The organism is Porphyromonas macacae DSM 20710 = JCM 13914 (genome assembly GCF_000379945.1).
Lineage (GTDB): Bacteria > Bacteroidota > Bacteroidia > Bacteroidales > Porphyromonadaceae > Porphyromonas > Porphyromonas macacae.
Genome location: NZ_KB904147.1, coordinates 62,523 through 86,189 on the forward strand (window position 1 = coordinate 62,523; position 23,667 = coordinate 86,189).

15 protein-coding genes and 2 tRNA genes are annotated in these 23,667 nt (G+C 40.6%); 4 read left to right on the forward strand and 13 right to left on the reverse strand.

The features are described 5' to 3' along the window. Nucleotides 1-5: 5 nt before the first annotated feature. Both A3GI_RS0107195 and A3GI_RS11255 read right to left on the reverse strand, forming a co-directional pair. Nucleotides 6-1,253 carry an efflux RND transporter periplasmic adaptor subunit gene (locus A3GI_RS0107195; protein ID WP_018360782.1) on the reverse strand — a complete coding sequence of 416 codons (1,248 nt, stop codon included), beginning with the start codon at nucleotides 1,251-1,253 and terminating at the stop codon, nucleotides 6-8. A 107-nt stretch (nucleotides 1,254-1,360) separates the two neighbouring features. After that, nucleotides 1,361-1,795 (reverse strand): DUF6769 family protein, encoded by a 435-nt coding sequence (locus tag A3GI_RS11255; RefSeq protein ID WP_018360783.1) that lies wholly within the window; start codon nucleotides 1,793-1,795, stop codon nucleotides 1,361-1,363. 333 nt (nucleotides 1,796-2,128) lie between these two features. Here A3GI_RS11255 and A3GI_RS10855 point away from each other — a divergent pair, with 333 nt between their 5' ends. Continuing rightward, nucleotides 2,129-2,464 (forward strand): VOC family protein, encoded by a 336-nt coding sequence (locus tag A3GI_RS10855; protein WP_018360784.1) that lies wholly within the window; start codon nucleotides 2,129-2,131, stop codon nucleotides 2,462-2,464. A 506-nt stretch (nucleotides 2,465-2,970) separates the two neighbouring features. Here the strand turns inward: A3GI_RS10855 and A3GI_RS0107210 are convergent. The 6 genes from A3GI_RS0107210 to A3GI_RS0107235 form a co-directional block, all read right to left on the reverse strand. Next, nucleotides 2,971-3,044 (reverse strand) — tRNA-Asp (locus tag A3GI_RS0107210). A gap of 244 nt (nucleotides 3,045-3,288) precedes the next feature. Further along, nucleotides 3,289-3,373 (reverse strand) — tRNA-Leu (locus tag A3GI_RS0107215). A gap of 539 nt (nucleotides 3,374-3,912) precedes the next feature. Continuing rightward, nucleotides 3,913-4,575 (reverse strand): hypothetical protein, encoded by a 663-nt coding sequence (locus A3GI_RS0107220; protein WP_018360786.1) that lies wholly within the window; start codon nucleotides 4,573-4,575, stop codon nucleotides 3,913-3,915. Then, nucleotides 4,572-6,776: a TonB-dependent receptor plug domain-containing protein gene (locus A3GI_RS0107225; protein ID WP_018360787.1), complete on the reverse strand. Its 2,205-nt coding sequence runs from the start codon at nucleotides 6,774-6,776 to the stop codon at nucleotides 4,572-4,574. The genes A3GI_RS0107220 and A3GI_RS0107225 overlap by 4 nt, the downstream gene beginning before the upstream one ends. A 21-nt stretch (nucleotides 6,777-6,797) precedes the next feature. Beyond that, nucleotides 6,798-7,091, reverse strand: a complete 294-nt coding sequence (locus tag A3GI_RS0107230) for a winged helix-turn-helix domain-containing protein (protein WP_018360788.1) — start codon at nucleotides 7,089-7,091, stop codon at nucleotides 6,798-6,800. Nucleotides 7,092-7,093: 2 nt separating this feature from the next. Then, nucleotides 7,094-7,693, reverse strand: coding sequence for a hypothetical protein (locus A3GI_RS0107235; protein ID WP_238319954.1), 600 nt, complete (start codon nucleotides 7,691-7,693; stop codon nucleotides 7,094-7,096). A 274-nt stretch (nucleotides 7,694-7,967) separates the two neighbouring features. On the opposite strand from A3GI_RS0107235, the gene A3GI_RS0107240 reads away from it, so the two are divergent. Further along, a complete protein-coding gene (locus A3GI_RS0107240; protein ID WP_018360790.1) occupies nucleotides 7,968-9,065 on the forward strand; it encodes a metallophosphoesterase in 1,098 nt (365 codons plus the stop codon). A gap of 14 nt (nucleotides 9,066-9,079) precedes the next feature. Here A3GI_RS0107240 and A3GI_RS0107245 read toward each other — a convergent pair whose 3' ends face one another. Further along, entirely contained in the window at nucleotides 9,080-9,727 is a 648-nt protein-coding gene (locus A3GI_RS0107245) for a hypothetical protein (RefSeq protein ID WP_018360791.1), read from the reverse strand. 158 nt (nucleotides 9,728-9,885) lie between these two features. Between A3GI_RS0107245 and A3GI_RS0107250 the strand changes: the two genes are divergently transcribed. Together A3GI_RS0107250 and A3GI_RS0107255 are read left to right on the forward strand one after the other, a co-directional pair. Then, nucleotides 9,886-12,468: a DUF5686 family protein gene (locus A3GI_RS0107250; protein WP_147277720.1), complete on the forward strand. Its 2,583-nt coding sequence runs from the start codon at nucleotides 9,886-9,888 to the stop codon at nucleotides 12,466-12,468. Between the two features lie 182 nt (nucleotides 12,469-12,650). Then, entirely contained in the window at nucleotides 12,651-15,911 is a 3,261-nt protein-coding gene (locus tag A3GI_RS0107255) for a S41 family peptidase (RefSeq protein ID WP_026215999.1), read from the forward strand. Between the two features lie 262 nt (nucleotides 15,912-16,173). On the opposite strand, the gene A3GI_RS0107260 is transcribed toward A3GI_RS0107255, so the two are convergent. From A3GI_RS0107260 to gyrB, 4 genes are read right to left on the reverse strand one after another with little or no spacing between them, the layout of a single operon-like run. Further along, nucleotides 16,174-18,648: a bifunctional UDP-N-acetylmuramoyl-tripeptide:D-alanyl-D-alanine ligase/alanine racemase gene (locus tag A3GI_RS0107260; RefSeq protein ID WP_081612812.1), complete on the reverse strand. Its 2,475-nt coding sequence runs from the start codon at nucleotides 18,646-18,648 to the stop codon at nucleotides 16,174-16,176. A gap of 2 nt (nucleotides 18,649-18,650) precedes the next feature. After that, on the reverse strand, nucleotides 18,651-19,649 hold the full coding sequence (locus tag A3GI_RS0107265) for a GSCFA domain-containing protein (protein WP_025079435.1): 999 nt from the start codon (nucleotides 19,647-19,649) through the stop codon (nucleotides 18,651-18,653). A gap of 43 nt (nucleotides 19,650-19,692) precedes the next feature. Beyond that, nucleotides 19,693-21,492: a membrane dipeptidase gene (locus tag A3GI_RS0107270; RefSeq protein ID WP_018360796.1), complete on the reverse strand. Its 1,800-nt coding sequence runs from the start codon at nucleotides 21,490-21,492 to the stop codon at nucleotides 19,693-19,695. A gap of 24 nt (nucleotides 21,493-21,516) precedes the next feature. Continuing rightward, entirely contained in the window at nucleotides 21,517-23,490 is a 1,974-nt protein-coding gene (gyrB, locus tag A3GI_RS0107275; protein WP_018360797.1) for a DNA topoisomerase (ATP-hydrolyzing) subunit B, read from the reverse strand. Nucleotides 23,491-23,667: the final 177 nt, after the last annotated feature.

Genomic DNA, 23,667 nt, shown 5'->3' on the forward strand with positions numbered 1-23,667 from the left:
TAAGATTAATGACTGTGCCCCTCAGGCATAACGGAAGAAATCGCCGCCAGCTTGATTTGGTACACTCCTTTGGTAACAATCTTATCTCCGACCTTTAACCCAGACAGGATTTGGACTCTTTCTCCATTGCTCTGACCAAGAGAAACCTCCTGCTTCTTATACCCTTCTTCATCCAGTTGCAAATAGACGAAGTTCAGCCCCTGCTCCTCCGTCACGGAAGATATAGGAACGGAAATAACATCGTTTTGCGGGTTTGCCAATAAAAAGATTTCAGCAAAAACACCCGGAATAATATCTCCGACGTTATCAAACTCAAATGTGACAGGAATGTAAAAAGATTGCTGATCGGCAGTTTTCCCAAACGATAATAGCCGACCGTTCAAGTCAGAAAGTTTGTAAACCGTATAATCGTCGTATGCAAGCTTAAAGTTGGCTGTGTTAATATTCTTAAGCATTTTGTAATGATTTTCCGAAACTTCAGCCCTTAGCTGCAAACGTTTGTTTTGAGAAACCGTAGCAACAGGTTGCCCTACCGATACGTATTCTCCCTGAGCCACTAATCTGTTTTTTATATATCCACCAATAGGAGAAACGACGTTTACACCGCTTTTAGTAATGTTGGATGCCTGTGCCTGATAAATAGTTTTAGCCGTTTCGTAGCGCTGTTTTATCTGCTCGAAATCTTTTGCCGACACGATACGGTCTTTCACGAGGCTTTCTGCTCGCTGATATTCTTTCAGAGCAGTTTCGTATTCTATTCTGACCTTTGTATTCGGATCTCCCTCCGGCAATTTCCTCGCAGAGATAGTCACAATAGGTTGACCGGCCTTGACCGGAGTTCCATCCGTAATCGAAGGATCGGCAAACGATACGATTCCGTTTGCCGTAGCGGCAACTACCACTTCATCGCCCTGCGATGCTAAAATGCGTCCGCTTGTTTTTATAACATGCCGAAATATACCGGGGGTTATGCTTTCTGTGGTTAATCCTGCCAAATCGGCTTGTTCCCTTGTGAAATGAATTTCATCTTCGTGAGCGCTATCTTTCTTTTCATCTCCGGGGTGCAAGTGATTATGATCTGTTTCTCCTGTATGATCATGATTATGGTCATGATCACGATTTTGGCCAAGACTCTCTTCATGAATGTGTTCATGGTTATTTTCCAATAAATGAGTCTCTTTATTTTGTTTTGAATTACACCCTGTCAGCAGTACGGACGCAATGGTAAATACGGCTATTATGTGCTTTTTCATCTTGTCATTTTTTATAGTTATCCCATAGATTTATGGGTATAGGATATACCCTTCTCTTCTGTATCAAAGGATATTTGATACATACTCACAAAACATACAGACCTTATTTAAGCCTGTATTTCAGAAAAAATGACAGGAGGGGCACGTAGACCCTGAAACCGGTAGGTTTCGGCAGATTTGTAGAAAGAAATATACTCGCCGGGGCCGACATCGTTCAGGAAATCATCTGTCCAAAAATCAAACAAATATCCGACGAGAACGTAGATATAATTGTGTTTATCCGTTTTACAGGAAAAATCCCTGTTTTTCATTTGAACGCCGGAAGGCGTTACGATAAATCCATTTTCAATGATGCAGGAGTCTCCGTCTTGTCCAACCGGTATGTGATGATGGGTGTGAACGTCGTTATACGCATTGTCCTGTTTGCAAAATTCCATAACAGGACAAGCCAAACCTCCGTGATGATGGTGTGGCAGAATTGCGAGCGTCAGCAACACGAACACCGATACTGCAATGGATAATATGGAAATCTTGCGTTTCACCTAAAGTATGTTGTTCTGCAAACAAAAATACGAGATAAGTCCGAATAAAGTATAATTTTCTTTATCCCAACTGCCCAAAGATAAATATTATCGTCCTTATTTTTTCATTTTCTTATCCAATGCTCATACCTCTTCACTGTAAATACGACAATCAAGGATATTTTCGAAAAAAATTGTAACTCTGCACAAAGCAAAATTATATACACAACCCAAACCACGGCCAGAAAAAGTATTGCCAAGCCCTGTAATAATCGCAATCCAACGTCATTAGCGGTTATTATAAGAAAATCGACATTTGCGAATTAAATTAAATAACAGAATAAAAAATCAATTATGGAAAGAAAAGAACAGGGAACTCCTCATTACAATAAAGTAAATCCTTTCGTAATTATAAAAGGAGGTGCCACTAAGTTTATAGATTTTGTTGAAAAGGTATTTGATGGGAAGGAAAACAAACAAGTAAGAACTCCTGATAGAGATGGGACACTGATTCACGCAGAAATCCAAATTGGAGATTCAATGATTCTATTGGCAGACTCAAAAAGCGACTGGCCTTTTACACCTGCATTTCTGCAAATTTATGTCGATAATGCACAGCAAATTCTCGACAAAGCCAAAGCCGAAAAAGCCGAAATTGTTACAGAATTGAGCACTTTTACAATGGGCTAAAATTGGCGCGATTAAAAGACCCTTTTGGTAACATCTGGTGGCTATATGAAAAAGTTATTAATAAAGCTTCTGAGAATAAGTCCAACACAGATTGGCATAATAGCAAACCAAGCGAGATTTATACAACATTAATGAATGCAATGAAGAACCTAAAATAAAACAAAGAACCGCAAACCGGTACGCCCGACTGTCGCCTGTTTATCGACTTTATGCTCGATATTATCAAAAAGCTATGGTTCAATATATTGAAGGTAGTGGGAAGCCTATGCATATTGCCCAATCAATATATCATGCTGTCAAATTCGAAGAAACTGTCCCTCCTTCACTTCGATACTCTACTTCATCATATTTTTGAGGTAGAGGATACAATTTAGGATTTCTATTTTGTCGTTTTTTGTCTTAGGCTCGACTTTCGACTAAGACAAAATATATAGAAAAAGCCCTTCAAATTCAGTGAATTTGAAGGGCTTGTCTTGCTTTCTTCGCCTTTTGTCTTAGGCCTCCGGCGGTATGGACGGGACTCGAACCCGCGACCCCCTGCGTGACAGGCAGGTATTCTAACCAGCTGAACTACCACACCGTTGTGCTTTTGAGAAAAGGGACTCTTCTCTTTTGCGTGGCAAATGTAGCGCTTTATTTTGAAATACACAATACTTTCAAAATCGGAACGAGCCTTTGCATATCCTTTAAAAAAGAAAAAATTAAGAATCCTATAGGTCATCGGATAAAACGAAATCGACTTGAAACCCGGGAGCTATCTTGCTTTTACACAAATAAAAAAGCCGTAGCTTCGTCTTCCGATTTTTGCTACAGCTTTCTTTGAGTACCCGGAGCGGGACTTGAACCCGCACAGCCGCAATTGGCCAAAGGATTTTAAGTCCTTCGTGTCTACCATTCCACCATCCGGGCGACCTTTATTGCGGGGACAAAATTAAATAAATAATCCTATAATCACAAATATATCCTATCATTTTACATCTATGCAAATTTTGGTATCAACCGTGGAAAACCAAAAATACAAACGGTGCTTGCATCCTCTCTCATTCCGAAAAATCAAAACAAAATCAACTTGACGTATAAAACAAAAATTCTCTGCCTGATGGTTAAAAATTCTTTGCCTGACGGATTTTAAACGAATTTAACTTGGATTTTTTTTCTTTGCCTGATGGATTTTTACTCTCCTTAAAGACTTTCTCGGAATCTATTTAAATATTTGATCAAAAGTCTTTATAATTGATCTTTCCGAAAGGAAACAAAAAAGGATAGAAGGGGTTGTGTCAAAACATGGAATTGGGAGAAGTTTCCTTTCATATCGATAGTTACTACCCTTTCTAATCAAATAAAACAATCGCTATCATTGAGTTTTTAGCTCTTTGATAGCGATTATTCTTTACAAATGATAGTTGATTTAGGGAGAATGGAGTTTTGACACACCCCCATCCCGGGATTTAATCCTGCGGATCTTTGGATAGATATTCGGAAAACAGTTTTTTTGCCATCTCTGCACCCCAATGAGGTACATAACCAGATACACTCTCCTCCTGTCCGAATAGCTCTAAACACTTCTTCATATAAGGAAGGGCTTTGTCTATACCTCCACCGAACTGAGCAGGTGTATACATCAAACTCTGAGCTTTAAGCAAAAAAGCACGTGGATTCACGGGGTTAATTGCCATAGCCGTTTGCAGTTGTTTCTCCGCTTCAGCTCCCCATCTCTCCCACCTGCTTTGAGGATCCACCATCATACGTGCCGTGGCGCTCATGTTACGCAGGCAAGCTATTTCACTATGGTCTCCATTTTTCTCTTCTGACTTTTTCAACATCAGATCTGCTTCTTCACACAGTTCGTCTGCTTTTGCCGGAGTGCGTAAAGCGTAAACGATACGACAATAGGCCGAATAGTAGGCTGCTATCCAATCTGATTCGGGATTTTCAGCAATCCGTTCGAAATCGGCAGCCAAATCAAGAAAGCCGGAAAGTGGAGCGACTTCGAGTGCCTCTACTTTAGCATTCATTATCTTTTTATACTCTCGACTGTCTTGAGCTTTAGCCGTCATTGCCGCCATGAGCGCAATGCCCATGAGCAAAACTATTAATCTGCACGTTTTCATCGGTTATTGATTTTTAAGTTAGTATTCATAATTTCATTTCTACGGTCTACACCGATATTGAGAAAGAGCGCCACCATATAAAACTGTTTGTATGGCGACGTAATGCGCACAGCATTGTAAACACCGTTTTGAGGGCTTTGAGAATAACGATAGCCGTAAGTGGGATTAGAATTAAACAGATTGTGTGCGCTTAAAACCAGCACTCCGTTCACTCGGCCACGCTTAAACGGGTAATTGTACGATGCACTCATATTGAGGTTCGAAGGCGTTTCCTCATTCATGTACGAACCGTTCCGGAGATTCGGGTTGTGATATTTCATACCGCTTCGGTAGGTAAACGATACATTAAACAGAGAGGATAGCCGGCTCCACCAATATTTCAGAACCAAAGAACCGGTATGACGAGCCACAAACCCCGGCTGCTCTTGTAAAGAAGAAAAAAATAAGGTACGCTGGGCATCGGTAAAAGAATAACTGACCCAATGTTCCATATTCTTGATCAAACCTCCACCTTTCCAAAAGAAATCCACACCACGCGCATATCCCTTACCCGTATGCAACACTTGTCCAGCATCGGATAAAAAATGTAAACGGCGGTATTCCTTGTCATACACCTGCAAACGGAGAATCTGGAAATTACCCGGACGCCACTCATAAGTCAGATTGTACTGTGCAACCTTTTCCCTCTTCTCAGGCTCCACACCATAACGGAGATAATCACCGAAAGCTGCATACAAACCGGTATCGAACGTAATCGTATGTCGAGGAAAGATCTTCTGTGTCAATGAGATGCGCGGAAGCCATTGCATAGCATGTCCGGGTGAATATTCGGTGCGCAAACCGGCACTGATAAAACCATTATGCCAAGCCGGAGAAGAAACCTCGGCATAGGCTGCCAATTCGGGCAAACGTACTTTCAGGTTCAGCGGACGTTGCTTGTAGATGAAAGACAGATCAACCTTGGAATACAGATAATCGAGACCGTAGACATAACGAATGCCCGGCAAATTATGTTGCATTTTGACATGTGCCTGCAAATAATGGTTATGTAAAGAATTATCGAATAAAGATTTTTCCCGAAACGACTCTCCCAAGCGGCTGTCATTGAAACTGTAACCACCTGAAAATTCCAAAGAACTGTAAGGGGTAAAACGGCGGAGCCAGTTAAACATGCCAAAAACATAATTATCGTCACCCCGGTAGACTGTCCTGTCCGGTGCATCGGGTGAGAGATGGAAGGAGCCCTGCTCCTCTCTATTATACATAAACAAAGCCTTTACAACATCTTTCTCCGCAGATTGCCAATAAACACGGGAAACAGATGCCACGGAGCAGTTTGTACCGTTTAGACGAAACTCCGGTTTAAGAAACAGAGCAACATAAGCAGAATTGGTATAACTAAGCTGTTGCTCTAAATAGATTTTTCCGGAGCGGCTCTGCCAACCGCCTCCGCCGTTAACGAAAAGCGGAGAGATACCAACATTCCAAAATGAGGGAGATGCTCCCGAGAGATTCAACTTGAGCAATCCGCTCAAAGCTCCACCGTCCGATACGCCAAAACCGCCGGTAACCAAAGACATACCGCTGAATAAGCCGGCGGGGAAACGAGAACGCGCCGGGTTGTCGGGATTGGATTGCCCAAAGAAATTCGAAACCCGGACACCATCAATAACGACAACTGTTTCGGCAGCATCACCTCCACGCACAAAAAATCCCTCGCGATCTCCCACATCCTGCAAACCCGGTATCTGACGCATTCCCATCCCCAAATCGCCATTGCCGGAAGGATTGGTGTAAATATCCATAGCTTTCAAGGCCGTACGCGTATGCACGGAACCGACACTGAAAGCCGACACGCTAACCACCACTTCCTGCAGACGATGTGACGGCAATTCTCTCAGTTTGAAAAATATGCTCTTGCAAGCACTTTCCCGGGATAAGACCAATGTATCGGCCCTGTAATTCAGATGCGAAGCTATAAGTGTCAAAGGCAAACTTCGGTTTGTAACGAAAAGAAATTTACCCAAACTGTCAGAAGACGAACCATCAAATGAACCGGGAACTCGTACATTGGCAAAATGTACAGGCTTACCGTGTTCGTCGGTTATTTTGCCCGTAATCTCCAATTGTGCGAAGCTCGAAAAAAGGATAAAAAGGGTAAAGAAGAGCCATAAAAGGCTTTTCTGAATATATCTTTTCATAAAATTGAAGATTTAGTATATCTACTTGCTTCCGGTATCGAAATACGTTTTAAGCACCTCAAAATGAGCTTGAAAGGCCCTACTTCCTTCTTCGGTTACCCGGCATGTGGTTCGAGTTCGCTTTCCAGAAAACCCTTTTTCTATTTCTATATAACCGGCTGAAGAAAGTTTATCTAACTGTACGCTGATATTACCAGCCGTGGCTCCGGTCTGTTCTTTAATGTAGAGAAAATCGGCTTCCTCCACTGCTATCAGAATAGACATGATTGCCAAACGTAACTCCGACATAAAAAGAGGATTTAGCGGCTCAAGCATCTTTACTTCTTTTTAGCTTTATACACAAGATAATGACCGGGCACACAACACATCAGAAAAAATGCAAAACCGAACAGCAAAACAGACAAAGGATAAGACATCTGCACAAAGAGAAATAAATACCCCACGAACATACCCAGAAGAGATCCGATCTTCAAAACCTTCACACTGGATACGAAGCCGGTTATGAGTATTCCCATACCTATAAAAATAAGCACCAGCGAAAGAATGACTTTCTGAAACGGAGGACACAAACTGATCAGAAAGGTATTGATACCGGTAACATTCCATACGATGCTCAAAAGGCGATCTACCTGTGTATGCGGCAGTTTCTCTCTACGGGTAATCCAACGATTCATTATGATGGTTAACAAACATCCGAGAACAGGTATTAGCAACCAAAAAAAATTTGCTTTATAACCTAAAGACGGAAATAGAAAGTATACCAACAAGCTCGTACCAAGAGTAGTGTAACCCCAAATCAGAGAAGGGATTCCGGAGTGCTTCATTATCTTATTATGCGTTTTCTGCATCATCATCTGAATGACCTTCAGACTCTCTTCGGGAGTAATCGTTTTATCGTCCATAAAATCTTCATTCATTATAAGTTTGCCTTTCATTACTATTAACTGTGACAGCATACGATACAGGCCTGATTATCTCTCTATCACAATACAAATATAAAACGGTTTATTTTATAAACCAAATAAAAATGATCTTTTCATAAATAAAAAAGAATATCCTTATAATCAAACTTTAGTCAAAAAGAAGCTGTTTGAATAAACAAGGACAAACGTTTTAACAATCGTTCCGCACCGATAATAAAAAAACATTACAATATCTTTTGATTAGAACATTGAATATTATAATAATACAATGCTTATATTTTTAATCTCATTTTCTATTGCCGCTATCCTTGGCCTTAGCTATACCGGCCTTCGTTTCTGGCATATCATGCCTTTTCCTTTTTGGGTAAAGACGGTAACGTTGAGTATCGGATTAGTTTTATTTCTCTCTCTTTTCGTATTTTTTATCTGGGAAGAAAAATTGCCTCTATGGCTTTCTAAAACCATTTATACATTGAGTACGGCATGGTTGATTATCCTGCTATATTTAATTATCCTTTTTCTCTTCTTGGATCTTTTACGCCTCTTCATTCCGGCTGTTCGGCCTTTGTTATCGAACAGTTTATGGGGAACTTTAGCTGTAATAATGGTAATGTGCGGGATATTTATATACGGTAACATCAAATATCACCATAAAGTACGTATACCATTGGAGATACAGCTCCGAAAAACGCTGGAAAATCCGATAAAAATTGTAGCAATATCCGATCTGCATCTTGGTTACACCATTGGTAAAAAAGAGCTTAAGAAATGGGTGAACATGATCAATGCAGAAAAACCGGATATTATTTTAATAGGAGGAGATATCGTAGACAACAGCGTAAGACCTCTTTTGAAAAATAAAATGTATGAAGAGCTGAACAAACTTCATGCACCGTTGGGGGTATACGCCTGTTTAGGCAATCATGAATATATCGGAGGTGAAGTCAAGCATCAAAACTTTCTCAAAAGAACCAACATCAGGATATTGAAAGATGAAGCCCTTTTAGTGAATAATGCTTTTTACATTGTTGGCAGGGATGATAAAATGAATCGCAATCGAAAATCCCTTGCAGATATTATAGGAGGAATAGACAAATCAAAGCCTGTTTTACTGTTGGATCATCAGCCTTATCATTTGGACGAGGCCGAATCTGCAAATATAGATTTTCAATTTTCGGGACATACCCACAACGGGCAAATATTTCCCGGAAACCTGCTGACAAAGAAAATATATGAAAAATCGCACGGCTATCACCGTAAAGGGCAAACACAATATTATATAAGCTCGGGTATCGGGATCTGGGGTGGAAAGTTCAGAATCGGCACACAAAGCGAATATCTCTGTATGACAATCAAAGGCAAATAAAAAGTGCAACCTCTCTATTTACTGTTTTTACGTAAAGTGGCAAAAGCCAAAATAAGCCCTAAAGCGATTGAAAGCATTGCAGCCACAAAAACACGATAAACAGGAGGCAAAAGGAAAGTAACGGTGTGAGCCGGTATCCAAAAGAAGGGAATAGTTTTACCTACGACAAAAGTCATAAAAGAATTCCAGTCCACCCGTTTAACAGCAGAAGCCAGACCACATTTCCCTTCTGCTTTATTGGCCAGATATGCGTCACTGATACGATGTACTGCCATAAAAGCCGGTCCAAAAGTCAGATTCATTGCCGAAGCAATCAGAAAAGCCACATATACAGGAGAATAGTTCAGCGACGGTAATAAGCCTCGCTCTAATATACCGCGTATACCGTCTTCATAAAGTGCAAAATTGAATACAATCATTATCCCGACAAAGCCCCAAATAAAAATTCGGATAAACAAATAGTGAGGCTTTCGATATTCCCCGGATACAATTCGTATAGCCAACATTTCGCCGATAGTAGCCAATACGGCAAATTTCACAAAACCTGTCGAATAAGGAAAATGTGAGCTTAAGTACCGGAAAGAACCGGCCGTCCAGGGAGAAAGCATAAGACCGATAAAAAGAATGATGATAAATATAATTATCAGGTCGCCTTTTTTCATGGTAGTTCGATTTGAATAAACACTCAGATAACAATTTGCGGGTAAAAATAATACAAAAGATCTCACGAAAAAAGTTACTTTTGCCCATATACAAAGATCTCTATATAAAAAGAAAAAAGCTTCTATATACTATACTCTGTTCCCGAGCTCGTAAAATTATGAGAAAGAAACTGTTTTGCATAGTTCTTTTCCTGCTACTCTCGTGTGGGAGTTTTGCTCAATACATTTTGTCCGGGAATGTGGTTTCGTCAAAAAACAGCGAACCGATTCCTTTTGCTATTGTCTATGTAGCTGAGCTTAAGCAGGGAATCATGTGCGATAATGACGGTAATTTTCAATTGAAACTCCAGCCGGCCACATATAATCTAACTTTCAGAAGCCCCGGCTTCCTGTCTACAGAGCGGATCGTCAATCTCTCGAGCAATGATGAAATACGCATAGAACTTACTCCCACAGAAAAATATTCAGACAGAGATACCCTGAAAAGCAATATCCAATCGACGGAGCTGGCGAACGACATCATGAAACAAGTGATGATGCTGACCCCGGTTTATGAAAGAGCCCTGGAAACCTACGATGCTTCGGCATATACAAAAGCATCCATAAGAATAAATAAATTGCCTCTGCTCATCCGAAATTATTCCTTCGCCGGTATCAAACTGAAGAACTATCTGAATAAACAGTATTTCAAAGAATGGGACTTAAAAATTAAATATAAAGACCCTAGCGAATACAAACAAAATGTTGTTGCCTACAGGAGTAGCGTGCCGACAGAGTTAGAAAGTCTGAGAGCACAAAAAGACCGGTCTTTTACATCCAATATCTTCGGCTCGCTGCAAGTCAACAAAAACGACATCAATCCTTTAAGACCGGAAGGTTTGGAGTTTTACGATTATACGCTTGAAAACATTGAAGAGCAAGACAACAATATGGTTTATCACATCGGCTTCAAACAGAAAGCAGGATTAGGTCTGCTCTACTCTTTCGGAGACATCTATATCGAAAGCAAACAGTGGAATGTGCTATCTTTAATCAAACATACCTCCATGTTGGGAGGAAGGGTCAAACAGGTTGTAAACATCCAGTCATCTCCTGTTTATGAAAACTTCTATATGCCGGTATCCACATCTTACGGTATTCACTCGGATCTTATCGGTCTTAAAGGCGATTATTCATATCACTCATCCATCAGGTATAACCGGGTAAAAGTGAATAAAGAAATCGCCAACATGCTTAGAAAAACAGACTCTCTGAGTGTTCCTAAAAACAGACTGAGACTGTACCGGCAAACGGAGAAACTAAAACAAGAGCTGGCCGGCAGGGCTGTAAAAAACAGAGATCCTTATCTGGTTACTCGGTTACCTAAAAAGAAATTGGAAGTAACAATAGACTCCACAGCCACAATGCATGATGACCTGTACTGGACAAGCAAACAGACCATCCCTCTGACCGAAGAAGAAAAAAAGACCTTAGCCATACAGGACTCGGTATTGTCAAAAGAAAGAGAATCTCAAAAGAAAAAGAAAATCCAACTATGGCGAAGCTTAGCTTCCAAAATATTTCGTGGCGATCAATTCAACTCTGTATTTGGAGACAATCACTTCAAGTTCAGATATCGGGGGTTACGCTCCGCACTCAAAGATTACAACTATGTAGACGGTTTGGTTTTGGGTACCGATGCCCGACTGGACTATATTCCTTCTTCAAAGTTCGAGCTTTCCGTCCTGCCATCCATTGGTTATGGTTTTAAGCGCAAAGGGGCGGTCTGGTCTCTGGAAACAAGTATGCTGTTTGCACCCATGCAACGTGGGTATGCCAATATCTTAGTAGGACAAGGCACACCCGACAAATCGGGTAACCGATCTGAGGCATCGCGCATTATCAACAGTATATCCACTCTGTTAAACGGTAAAGGCTCAGCCCTTCTGATGGACGAAAAGTACCTTATCACACAAGTAGCAATAGATATTACCAATGGTGTTCGCATACATCTGGAAGGCTCGATCCTCGAACATCAATCTCTTCCACCGGAAAGAGTTTGGGGTATCTTCAAAAAATGGGATTATTCCAAGATCGGGATCAATCCTCCGGACATTAACCAAAATCCAGAATTTATCCTTCACAGGGCAAACACACTGGAGGGAACCATTGAATTTAACCCGACACCTTTCTACACGCTTAACCGTAGAGGGCGCAAGTTTTATGATGATCCCGGCGTACGTTCACCCTTGTTTTACATAAGTTACAAAGTTGCACTCCCGCGTAAAAAAAGCCTGGACAGCCATTACAGCCGGGCGGACATAAAAGTAATACAGCAAATAGACCTGGGTATTCTTACCAAATTAGATTACAGTGTCGAAATAGGCAGTTTCTTCTTAGATAAACGCATCTATCCGGAAGATCGTTTGTTCCTGTCTACGAGCAGAAACCTTATAGCCAAAGCCGACCAGTGGGAACGATTTTACTCTATGCCGTCTTATACCACGGTTGCCAATAACTATGCCATAGCAAGGATAGGAGTTAAAGCACCCAAATTGTTACTCAACCGTATTCCCATCGGAATAATCAGACGGGGACAGGAGCAAATAATTCTCAAATCTTATTGGGATATTCAGACTACACCGTATTTCGAACTCGGATATGTAAAAAATACCGGAGCTCTTTCAGCCGGTTTATTTTATGGCGGTCACAACTTTTACCGTCATAACGGTTTTGGCTTCCGTATATTTCTAAACTTTTAAACGAAGAATTTCTTCTTCGATTTTTTTAACACAATCGTATCCGCTCCTCAAAGATAATCTCCTTTGACTAAACACCTAACATAGTTTAATCAAGGGTTATTATTTATTTTTGTATTCCATGAATACAAAAATTTTCCAAGAAAACGCTAACTAAGTATTTCTCAACAATAATTATAGTCAAAATGAAACTCAAAAAACTTTTACTTGCAGCCTTACTTGCAGCCGGCTCACTATGCTCATCTGCAACAGAGCGACCTCTTTGGATGCGTTATCCGGCTATTTCACCGAACGGATCTGAAATAGCGTTTACCTACAAAGGCGATATTTACAAGGTGCCTATAAAAGGAGGACAAGCGATCAGGCTGACCACAAGCCAAGGGTATGACAGTAAACCGATTTGGTCTCCGGATGGATCAAAAATTGCATTTGTTAGCGATCGCCTGAACGGAGCCATGGATATTTATGTAATGTCCGCAAATGGTGGATCGGCCAAAAAGTTAACAACTCATTCTACCACGGAAACACCATATACCTTTACGAATGACGGCAAATTCATTATTTTCAAAGCACATATCCAAGACCCATGGAATAGCGGATTATTCCCCACGTCCAATCTGAGTGAGGTTTACAAAGTTCCGGTTACAGGGGGCAGACCCGAGCAAATTCTGGCCATTCCTGCAGAATATATAAAGTTCAATGCAGATGGCACAAAATTCTTATACCAGGATTTGAAAGGATTTGAAAACGAATGGCGCAAACATCATACTTCATCTGTTACACGAGACATTTTAGAATATAACACAAAAACAAACGAACACCGATTCATTATCAAGCATGACGGTGAAGACCGCAACCCCATTTACAGCCCCGATGAAACCAAAATATATTTCCTAAGTGAACGAAACGGAGGCTCGATGAATGTTTATGAAGCCCCCTTCTCCAATCCGTCTCAGGTAAAAGCTCTTACAAAATTCACTTACGAACCGGTAAGATTCTTAAGCATGTCTAAGAACGGAACGTTATGTTTCGGTTATGCAGGAGAAATATATACCCTCGTTCCGGGAGCAAAACCCCAAAGAATCAATATCAACATTCTTGAAGAATCCGATGAACCTGAAGTATCCAAAGTAAACCTAAGCAGAGGTCTCTCATCGGCCAATGTTTCTCCCGACGGTAAACAAATTGCATTTATCTCTCGCGGCGAAGTGTTCGTTACTGCCACAGATTACAACACCACGAAACAAATTACCAAAACAGCCGCTGCAGAAAAAGGAGTATCTTTCGGCGCAGACAACCGCACATTGGTTTACAGCAGCGATCGAAGTGGACATTGGGATCTTTATATTGCCAAAATCGAGCGTAAAGAAGAACAAAATTTCCCGAATGCCACCATCATCAAAGAAGAGCTATTGCTTCCTGCAAATAAGTTTGAAAAGATGCACCCTCAATTCTCTCCGGACGGAAACGAAATTGCATTTGTTCAGGACAGACAAAAACTGATGGTCTATAACCTCAAAACCAAACATCTCCGGGAAATCACAGATGGCAGTATGCAGCACGAAAGAACCGGCTCCATGAATTTCGAGTGGTCACCGGACGGTAAATGGTTTGTCATTGAATATGTTGCCCGAAATCATGCCCCGTATTCAGACATCGGCATCGTAAGTGCCAAAGGCGGCGAGCCCATCTTGAACATTACCAACAGTGGCTACTTCGACAATAATCCTCATTGGGTCTTAGACGGCAACGCCATCATCTACAGCAGCGAAAGATACGGTATGCGCAACCATGCCTCATGGGGATCGCAAGGGGACGTCATGATGGTGTTTATGAATCGTGAAGCATTCAACAAATATAAAATGAATGCCGAAGAATACGAACTCTTTACCGAGGAAGAAAAGAAAGCTAAAGAAGCTGAAGAAAAAGAGAAAAAAGAAAAGGACAAAAAAGATAAATCGAAGAAAGACAAAGAGCCTAAAGAGAAACAAAAACCGATATTGATCGAAACAAAAAATATCGATGAGCGCATCGTGCGCCTCACACCCAATTCATCAGATTTGGCAGATGCTATTATAACCAAGGATGGTAAAAAACTCTACTATCTTTCGGCTTTTGAAGGTGGATACGATCTTTGGGTACATGATTTGCGAAAACGCTCGACAAAACTGCTGAAAAAGTTAAATAGCGGTTTTTCCTGGTTTGAAATGGATAAGGAAGGCAAAAATATTTTTATTCTCGGAGGAAGTCCTCAAAAGATGACGGTAGCCGGAGAAAGTCTTACCCCCATCAACTATCAGGCCGACTTAAAAATGGATTTGGCAGCAGAACGTCAATCGATGTTCAATGAGGTGAGAAGAGAAGAAGGGTTGCGCTTTTACCGTAAAGATATGCACGGTGTAGACTGGCCTAAACTGACGAAACATTATGAACGTTATCTGCCTTATATCAACAATAACTACGATTTCGCCGAAATGCTTAGTGAATTACTCGGAGAACTCAATGTTTCTCACACCGGCTCAGGTTATAGAGCACCCAATCGCTCTGAACGTACGGCTGAACTGGGACTCTTCATCAGCTCCAAACCGGGAAAAGATGGGTTGTATATAGACGAAATTGTGGAGAACGGACCGTTCGATACCTTCCGCAGCAAAGCCAAAGCAGGCGATATCATAGAAAAAATAGATGGAGAAGAGATTAAGGCCGGTATGGACTACTTCCCCCTGCTCAATGGGAAAATCAATAAAAACATCCTGATTTCCCTTTATGATCCCAAAACAGGGAAAAAGTGGGAGGAAATAATCAAGGGAATCAGTTCCGACATGCTGAACAGTTTACTCTATCGCCGATGGATTCGTCAACGTGCCGAAGAAGTGGACAAACTGTCTAACGGGAAATTGGGATACGTACATATTCCCTCGATGGGAGATCCAAGTTTCCGAAATATGTATGCCGATGTTTTGGGTAAATATTACGACCGCAAAGGCATCGTAATAGACATCCGTTACAATGGTGGAGGACGCTTGCACGAGGACATCGAGGTTTTCTTTACCGGGAAAAAATATTTGCAACAGGAAATCAGAGGTAAAGATTACTGCGAAATGCCCAGTCGCCGGTGGAATCATGCTTCCATTATGGTTACCTGCGAAGCCGACTACAGCAATGCACATGGTACTCCGTGGGTTTACAAATATCTGGGAATAGGTAAAGTGGTAGGAATGCCCGTACCGGGAACAATGACAAGCGTCAACTGGGTTACTCTCCAGGATCCGAGTCTTTACTTCGGCATTCCGGCTGTCGGATACCGTACGGCAGCAGGTACTTATCTGGAAAACAGCCAGCTTGAACCGGATATTAAGGTAGCTCTGGACCACAGCAAGATTTTAAGCGGTAAAGACTCTCAAATAGAAACTGCCGTCAAAGAACTTCTCAAAGAAATCAAGTAAAGACAGCTCTTCACCTTTATATTATTAAGTGAGTTCACCCTAAGCAGAGGAGGAAATTTCTGCAGAGACTGAAAGACCTAAAATTCACCCTCTTGAGAATACCTTCCTACCTCATTCTCCTACATCGAACCACGTTATATTAAAAGGTGATACATCAATCTGAAACGACCCCGAAAGTTTTTATCCAACTTTCGGGGTCGTTTTATAGCAAAAAATAACAAAGAAAATATCTTACAGTCCGGTATCAATCACCGGTATCCGTTTATTGAAAATATATGCGCTGTATTCTGGGAGATAAACCGGTAAGCACTTCATAAGGAATTGTATCCATAATTTTAGCCACCGTTTGCAGAGGTACCTCCGGAGACCCAAAAAGAGTAATACGTGTGCCTTCGGTAAGCTCGGGAACATCCGTAATATCTATCATACATGTATCCATACAGATATTTCCAATCGTAGGACAAGCCACACCATTTATATAAACCTCTAAAGCTCCATTACCCATTTTACGAGAAAAGCCATCTGCATAACCAATAGGGATAATGGCAATACGCCCTGCACGCTTCATGACACCACGACAGCTATAACCGATATGTTCACCGGCAGGCAATTCTTTAATCTGCAATACAGTGCTGGTTAATTTCGCCACAGCATGAATCGTACCGTTGGTTACAGGATCGATGCCATAAAGTCCGATACCCAAACGAACCATATCGAAATGATATTGACTGAAACGTTGTATCCCCGCTGTATTCAAGATATGCAACAGGGGTTTATACGGAAGAGAATGACTTATAGCCGCGGACATACGAATAAAAGTGTCTATTTGTTTCTGAGTAAAGGCATCCAATGCCGGGTCGTCTGCTCCGGCCAAGTGGCTGAAGATACTGTGAACTTTTATACGAGAAGAACGTACAAGTATTTCACACAACCGGGGTAACTCCTTTTCCATAAATCCCAAACGATGCATACCGGTATCACACTTGATATGGACAGGATAAGGTTCGACCTGCTGATGACCGGACAAGGCTTCACAAAAAGAATTCAGCAAATTGAGACTGTAAATTTCAGGTTGTAAATCGTATTCAATCAGTGTATCCCACGAATTAATCTCCGGGTTCATGATCAGAATAGGACAGCGTATACCCATCTGTCTCAAATACTTTCCTTCATCGGTAACAGCTACCGCCAAATAGTCCACATTAGCCTCTTCAAGTGTTCTGGCCATCTCAAATGCCCCTAAACCGTATCCCTCGGCCTTGATCATGCAAACCATTTTACAATCGGAAGGTATCATGGCACGATAATGTGCCACATTCTGCTTTAATGCTGTAAGGTCTATTTCTAATACAGTCTGATTCAGCTGACGAACCAAACGATCACTGACCGTCTCCAAAGAAAAACGACGAGCTCCTTTGATAAGAATACAGGAGTCTGCAATCTGTCCTAATATTTCCGCAGACAGTAAAGCAGAAGTAGAAGGGAAAAACGATGCCGAAACATCGGAAAACAAATCTTGCCGACTCATTAACTCATACCCTACTCCGATAAAATATTGAATATCGAAACGCCTCATCAATGTGGCGACTTTTCTGTAGAGGATATCCGGTTCCAGACCGCTTTCGTAGATATCGGTCAGAATTACCACAGGTTTGGCTCCACTGGCTTTACACTTGCGTTGTTGAAAATCCAATGCAACCTCAAGAGACATGAGATCGTTGCTATAACTATCGTTGATGATAGAATTATTCTGATAACCATTCTTCAGCTCCAAACGCATCTCGATAGGTTTGAGTTCTGAAAAATAAATTGCTTTTTTTGGGAAAAAAGATGGCCTAAGAATAGCCGTCACAGCAATACAATGAATAACGTCTTCGATTGAAGCCCTGTCGGTAAAGGGTATCGCTACAGTTTGATCGGGGCCTTTATAAAGTTTGAATGTAATTTCAGTATGTTCGCCTTCAGTATGGACACCTTTGATAAATAACGGCGCTTCTTCATTTTTTCTACTCCAGCCAAAAAGACCGGTATGTAAAAAAGACCGTTCGATCTCGGCATTGATTACCATATTATCTGCATCATAAACAATTTGTTTGGCACATCGAGCCAAAAGGAGTTTTTCCTGCAGTTTTTCCTCAAAAGAAGAGAAATTTTCCTGGTGAGCGCTACCTATGCCGGTAATAACTACAATATCAGGGTTTATAACTTCGCGAAGTGAAGACATCTCACCGGGTTTAGAGATACCGGCCTCAAATATCCCCAAATCATGCTTATCGGACATGTTCCAGACAGAAAGAGGCACACCAAGTTGAGAATTATAACTTTTGGGAGAGCGCACGATATTAAAATCATGATGCAGCAACTGATATAAAAACTCCTTAACCACAGTTTTACCGTTACTCCCCGTAATACCGATAACCGGATAATGAAACTGTGCACGTTTGTATGCAGCTAATTCCTGCATTGCGACAAGAGTATTTGGAACAGAAATAAAATTAGCCTCTGGGCAATCGTCCTGAAACGTTACTATAGCCTCGCTGATTAAAAAGTTTCTAATGCCTCTTTGATACAACTCTCTTATGTATATATGCCCATTACCCGAAGGTGTAACTAAAGCGATAAAGAGAGTTTGCTCACTATTTATGATAGAACGACTATCAGTTAACAAATTGGCAATGGGTTCATCTCTAATTATTCTATTCTCTGTCGGCTGTAAAACAGCAACAGCTTTACTCATCGTTAACATAGCTCCAAAATTGTTAATGCGTCTTCCGGTATAACGATTGCCGGGAAACGTTGTTTTAATGCCAATAGTTGATGTTTAATCCGTTCCAAAGTCAACGCTCTCTCAGGATTGTCTTGATGCAATGGTCTATGTCTGATGGTCTGCAAACAATTACGGAGCAAAGCAGACGCTTTTATATTTTTTGTATCCAACCAAACATCACTGATGCGTTCGGCTATAATTTTTTCTGTTATAACTGCCGGATGTGTCATATCATCGGCATAGAATCTGTAATCCCGCAATTCATCATGGACAATTTCATAAGCCGGGAAGTAGAAGCAATTGTCGGGAAAAGTTTGTATCAGAGCTTCATTAAAGAGAAACAAAGTGGATTTGCTCAACATATTGGCATGTGCTCCATCCCTTAGATGCCTGATAGGACTGACAGTAAAAACAAAACGGATCTTGGAATTTATATTTAATAGTCTTTGAATAAGTTCCGTCCACACGAAAAGAAGTTCCTCGACGGAAACCATGGAACGTTTGAACATTTTCTCAGGCATTTTATGGCAATTGGCCACAATACGATTTTTCTGACCGCTTTCATCCTTCAGACGATATACATAAGCTGTACCCCAGGTAATCATTATATAATCAGCCAGCTGTAAAGCTCGTACACCGGCATTAAAAGAACGGTTAATAACGGCGAGAGCTTCATCAGGATCATAATGGCTGAACCGCCCATGGTGCATCCAACTGCTATACAATCCGTTGTGATAAAACAATTCGGCTTTAGAAAAGGAAGCACCACTCATCAATCGCTCTATGGAAGAAGCTATGGACAAAGGATTATACAGCGTGCCCATAGGGTTTATATTTATAGTATAGCCCGATTCTTTGAGATAAGAGCCTATTGTATCACTAAAACATGATCCAAAAGAACAAACCTGATGGCCAAAATCAAGTTTTTGAGAAATAGGATCGATTATAACAGGTGTTTTTAATTGGATCATTCTACCATATCATTTTCACAAATAAAAACAATATCTACATATCTCACACTTCATTGGCTTTCATGACACGAAGGAAATTGTCTCCCCAGATTTTTTTCAAATCGGATTCTGAAAATCCGGCTCTTAGCAATTCTATGGTCAAACGAATCAATTGTTGTGTATTTCTACAACCGATCAACTCTCCATCTCCATCGAAATCAGAACCGATACCAACATAATCCACGCCACACAAATCTACAACATGTTTGATATGTTTTACCACATCCAATAAACTGGCTTTTGTTTCATCGTTATTTATGAAGCCAGCATACAAACAAATTTGTATGACACCTCCTTTACTGGCAATGGCTTTTATTTGTTCATCAGTTAAATTTCGACCATGATTGCAGATTGCTTTGACAGACGAGTGACTTGCAATAATCGGTTTGGAAGATAATTTGATGACATCTGCAACTGTGGAAGGAGCTGCATGAGATATGTCGACCATGATACCGAGACGATTCATCTCTTTAACCAATTCTTTTCCAAAATCACTCAAACCTCCGTTAAGATTGACGGATTTTCTGGCTGAATCACAAATATGATTATCACCGTTATGGCATAAAGTTATGTATACAACTCCGAGCTTTTTCAATTTCTGAAGCAATGAGAGGGAATCTATCATATATCCATTTTCTACAGCCGGAATAATCGCTTTCAGTTTCTTATTATGAGCATTGACAATGGCATTCACATCGGAAGCTATCGTACATTGATTCTTATTTAAATCTACCTGCCGATGAATCTCCTCAAGAATTTGGATACCTCTTTGCTTCGCATTTGCAGCACCTTCGGGAGTAAGCTCTTTTTGAGGCAAATAAGCAACCATACAAACAGCTGATAACTCTCCAATCCGCATCTTAGGCAGATCAACCAAACTCGAACACAGATCTCCAAAATTGAATTTGGAAGTAAATTTCATGGGAGTATCCGTATGGCTATCTAATGTGAGATAATTATGATGAAAAGAACGGGCCCTATGGTATAAAAAAGCTTCTTCTACAAGCCACTTAAAAAGTAATACCTGTTGTTCTATACCTCCCTTGACTAATTGCTCAGGATGCCATTGAACTCCCAGCATATTCAATTCAGGATACGCATCAATAGCTTCGATAATATCATCATTGGCTGTGGCACAAACGACAAATGGAGGACAAACATTTTTTACGGCCTGATGATGTATACTGTTCACATGGCAGTGTATTTCTCCATTCTCATTTTTTCCATTCAAGATCTTTGCCAATCGACTTTTCCCATCAACGTTGATCCGGTGCGCACCCTCCGTCTTTTTTATTTTAGGATTATGTCCCAATGTATCCACCCCTTTACGCTGAGTATAAATATCCTGATACATTTCACAGCCAAAAGCAACTGCCATAATTTGCTCCCCCCTGCAAATTCCTAAAACCGGAATACAGAGCTCGGCCGCTATTTTAATAAGAGCAAAATCATAACGATCTCTCTCTGTATTAACATCACCCAACTGGGAGATAGGATCCTCTCCTAAAAACAAAGGATTAATATCATCTCCTCCGGAAAGAAGAAGACCATCACATTCTTCTAAAACAGATCTCAATATGTTAAACTGATTTGTTACCGGAATCACAACCGGAATTCCTCCGGCTTTTATAACAGCATCAGTATAAGGGATCGCTATTGTAGATCCCCATTGGTCATTTAGATTAGCACTGACAGCAATACGGGGTTTGTTAAAAATAAAAGGAGCAGAATAACTGCTCCTTTTGTATTTTTCAACCTCAGAGTTTAGTTCAACCAACGCTTGGATATTCTCATAAGACTTCATAATTCAAGCTGAAAAGTTTTAATATTATGCATCAATACGTGCATAAGTAGCATTATCTTCAATAAATTCACGTCTGGGCCCTACATCGTCGCCCATTAACATGGAAAAAATAGCATCCGCTTCTGCGGCATTATCAATCGTTATTTTTCTGAGCGTCCTGTTTGCAGGATTCATAGTCGTTTCCCAAAGTTGCTCATCGTTCATTTCTCCAAGACCTTTATAACGCTGCACATGTACTTTATTCTCATTGCCATCGGCAACTCGATTAATAAAAGCTTGACGTTGTTGTTCCGTCCAACAATACTCTTCCTCTTTACCTTTTTTACACAAATAAAGAGGAGGTGTAGCAATATAAACGTAGCCATTATCGATAAGAGCTCTCATATTGCGGAAAAAGAATGTTAAGATCAACGTGGCAATATGACTCCCATCCACATCAGCATCAGTCATGATAATTACCTTGTGATACCTCAATTTAGACAAGTTCAAGGCCTTACTGTCCTCCTCTGTTCCTATCGTTACTCCTAAAGCTGTATAGATATTGCGAATTTCTTCGCTTTCTAAAATGCGATGCTGCATAGCCTTTTCCACATTTAATATCTTACCACGCAATGGGAGAATCGCTTGAAACTCTCGATCTCGACCTTGTTTAGCTGTTCCACCGGCCGAATCGCCCTCTACTAAAAACAACTCGCACATTGCAGCATCCTTTGAAGCACAATCGGCTAATTTACCTGGCAGTCCTCCTCCTGAAAGTGGAGATTTTCGCTGGACTAATTCACGTGCTTTACGAGCAGCCTGACGGGCTGTTGCAGCCAATATAACTTTGTCTACAATTGTCTTTGCTTCCTTGGGATGTTCCTCTAAATAGGCTTCTAAAGCTTCGCCGACAGCCATATCAACAGCTCCCATAACCTCACTATTGCCGAGTTTCGTTTTAGTTTGACCTTCAAATTGAGGTTCTGCTACTTTAATACTGATAACGGCAGTAAGTCCTTCACGAAAATCATCACCTGTAATTTCGACTTTTACCTTATCAAGCATTTTAGAATCGATAGCATACTTTTTCAATGTCCGAGTCAACCCTCTTCTAAAACCGGCCAGATGAGTTCCACCCTCAATTGTATTGATGTCATTCACATAACTATATAAGTTCTCATTAAAAGTAGTATTGTAGGTCATTGCCACTTCCACCGGAATACCTTGCTTCTCTGCTGTAATGTGAATAACATCGTGTATAAGAGATTCTTTACTCCGATCCAAATAATGAACAAATTCTTTAAGGCCATCCTTGGAAAAATATCTTTCACAGTGAAAAGAACCATCTTCTCTAACATCTCTGCGATCGGTAAGAGTTAATGTAATACCGGCATTCAAGAATGCCAATTCTCTTAACCGCATCGCTAAAGTGTGAAAATTATAAACTTTGGTTGTAAAAATAGAGTCATCAGGTGTAAAAATGATAGTTGTTCCTGTTTCATTAGTGGTACCTATCACTTGCAACTCAGTTAGGGCTTTACCTCTGGAAAAATCCATTTGATATATTTTCCCGTCTCTTCTCACAATAGCTTTCAGACTATTAGAAAGAGCATTCACGCAGGAAACACCTACACCATGCAATCCGCCGGAAACTTTATAAGATCCTTTATCAAATTTACCTCCGGCATGTAACACCGTAAGAACAACTTCAAGTGCGCTTTTTTTCTCTTTTTTGTGGAAGTCCACAGGAATACCACGACCATTATCTCTAACCTCTATCGAGTTGTCTTCATGAATAATTACATCTATTCGATTGCAATAACCGGCAAGAGCTTCATCTATAGAATTATCTACAACTTCATAAACTAAATGATGAAGGCCCTTCTCACTGATATCGCCAATATACATTGCCGGCCGCTTCCGTACAGCTTCCAGCCCTTCTAATACTTGAATATTTTGGGCAGAGTAAGATTGGTTTTGGCCATCTGATTGGATAGATGAATTGATTTCTTCCTGCATAATTTAGAATAGTATTTATTACAGTAAAATACTGTATATGTATCTCTACAAAGATAACAAAAAAAGACACTTTTCAGTGTGAGTTATAATGGTTTTGAGATGAAATCTTTCTCTAAAACTATAAGATTTTACAACTCTACCGAATATTTCCTTCAAGAGTCAGAAACAAAAAAACAG